2 protein-coding genes are annotated in these 2,600 nt (G+C 39.7%); both read right to left on the reverse strand.

The window, feature by feature from the left end; translation table 11 throughout:
* Positions 1-1,906 (reverse strand): thioredoxin domain-containing protein (locus tag HP439_RS18630; protein WP_172391833.1); only part of this gene is annotated, 1,906 nt, incomplete at its 3' end.
* An 18-nt stretch (positions 1,907-1,924) separates the two neighbouring features.
* Entirely contained in the window at positions 1,925-2,422 is a 498-nt protein-coding gene (locus HP439_RS18635; RefSeq protein WP_172391834.1) for a SixA phosphatase family protein, read from the reverse strand.
* Positions 2,423-2,600 lie beyond the last annotated feature (178 nt).

Consider the following 2,600-nt stretch of genomic DNA (forward strand, 5'->3'; position numbering starts at 1 on the left):
TATCCTTTAACAATGGTAAGTTACTTTTTGTTCCCCCTAATACTGTTTTATTTGGGATATAGTGTTTGTCCAGTTCTTTCCGCCAGCTTAAATTGTCCTTTCCGACCAATGCGATCTGGTTGTTGCCATATACATGCTCGAGTAGCTGAATTGCCCAATTGGAGTACGCTGATCCATATTGTTTGATATGAGGAAAAACGTTGGCAAAAACTTGTTCAGCAAGGTTGAAATAATGTGTGTTGTCAAACAACTCGGCTAGCGCGTATAATACACGTACAAGTGTGGACGAGGAGGAGGGAATAACATTATCCATTATTTCACTTTTCCTTGCGATTAGGTGTTGTTCGCTTTCAGCAGTATAATAGAAAGTCTTTTCATTTGGGTCATAAAATAGTTTAATTGCATTTTGAGCTAACATGTTCGCCTCCTCTAAATAAGATTCGTCAAAGGTGGCGCTATAAAGTGCGATTAAAGCTTCTGCAGTTAGGGCATAGTCGTCAAGGAATCCGTGTATGGTTCTGTTGCTGTCTGAAGGTTGATGGAGTAACCGATCTCCCGAAAAACAGTGTGTTTTTATAAAAATTGAGGTTTGGATTGCTAGCTGAAGATAATCGGGATTGTCAAAGGCGCGGTAGGCGTCAATTAAACCTTTTAACATTAGTGCGTTCCATGATGTTAGTTGCTTGTTATCTAAACCCGGACGGACTCGTTTTTCCCGATACGTTAATAACTTGTCTTTAATTTCGGTAAGGTAGGACTCCCACTCAGCATGAGAAAAACCCGCTTCTTGAATCAAGCCTAGATTCTCCGTGTGTGTGAGTAGTATATTTGTTTGTTCTTCGATCCAATTTCCTTCCTCGGAAAGGTTATAATAACCAGCAGCTAATGGCGCATCGTCTCCAAGAATCGTTTGAAACTCATTCAAACTAAAAGTATAGAATTTACCTTCTACTCCTTCGCTATCCGCATCCAGCGCCGAATAAAACCCACCGTTGGGATCGAGCATTTCACGCTGTGCCCATTCAATCGTTTCTTTTACTACTCGTTTATAATTAGAGGACGGATTCTGTTGAAAAGCCTCGCTATATAGGGAGATTAACTGTCCATTGTCATAAAGCATTTTCTCAAAATGAGGAACATGCCATTGTCCATCTACAGAGTATCGAGCAAATCCTCCTCCAACATGATCATATATTCCGCCGTTGGCTATTTTGTCCAGTGTAAAATGTACATGTCGAAGAGTAGACTCGTCGTCGGCTAAAACTGCGTATCGAAGTAAAAATACCCAGTTATTGGGAAGAGGAAATTTTGGTGTTCGGTTGTATCCACCGTCTTTTGTGTCAAACTGGCTAATCCAAGGTTTAATGATCTCTTTAATATCGTCGACTGTATATTGTTTTGGAATGGGTGAAATAGGTAATTTTTCAGCCTTTTGAATCCCCTGTGTTAGTCGCTCTGCATAGTCTATCGCTATCTCAGGAGTTTCTTCCCACATTTTTGCAATTTGTAACAAAACTTGTTGCCAGTCTTGCGGTTTAAAATAGGTCCCCCCATATATTGGACGGCCATCAGGTAAGCATATGCAATTTAATGGCCAGCCGCCTGCATTTGTCATGAGTTGCACAGCAATCATGTATATTTGATCAATATCTGGACGTTCCTCCCGATCTATTTTGATGGGGACATAGAAGGAGTTCATCGTTTTGGCAACTGCATCGTTTTCGAAACTTTCCCTTTCCATAACGTGGCACCAATGACAAGCCGAGTAACCAATACTTACGATGATTAGCTTATTTTGATCACGTGCTTTTTCCAATGCCTTTTCACCCCAAGGCATCCAGTCGACAGGATTGTGGGCGTGCTGTTTTAAATATGGTGAATTTTCATATTGCAGTTCATTTGCCATAGCACAAAGGTAGATAATTTAATCGCCAATAAGCTTGTTAAGGTTAGCCGTATTTGCCGAAAGTGTTGAATAGTCTAGCCCTTCAACAATCTTTAGACAAGCAATATTGGCTGTTTTTAGGTTAACAAATTCATCGGATATGTAAGAAATTAGATCGGATAATCCAGGATTATGGCCGAAGACTAACACTTGATTATAGTTTGCTGAAATATTGTTAATATTTTTCAAAATTTCTAAATAGTGCGCTTCATATATGGCAGGACACCATTGTATTTTATCCTCTGGATATCCGATAATGTCAGCGAAAATTTGTGCGGTCTGCACGGCACGTCTAGCGGTAGAAGAAACGATTAGAATTTTATCGTCATGGTTTGAGAATTGCTTTTTTAATATTAATGCGTGTTCTCCTGCCCGCTTAACACCCTTGTCGATCAGTCCCCGCTCGAAATCCGTTTTGTCAAAGGAAAACTCTTCTGCTTTCGCATGACGTATAATATATAATAACTTCGGTTGCATTGTTAAACATAATAAAAATCCGTGGAAAAAGGGAGTTAACCGTTTTAGATCGGCATCTAACTATGATGCTAAAAGTAGGTCACAATCTGACAAAGGATGGTAATAACAAACCATCCCAATTAGTTGAGGTGTCTTTTTTCCATTTATCAGGTGCCACAACAATTTTATTTTTTCGCTC

The organism is Sphingobacterium shayense (assembly GCF_013179575.1).
GTDB classification, from domain to species: Bacteria; Bacteroidota; Bacteroidia; order Sphingobacteriales; family Sphingobacteriaceae; genus Sphingobacterium; species Sphingobacterium shayense.

Coding starts and splice junctions, on each gene's coding strand:
- HP439_RS18635 (WP_172391834.1), bottom strand. CDS start 2,422: ATGCAACCGAAGTTATTATATATTATACGTCATGCGAAAGCAGAAGAG.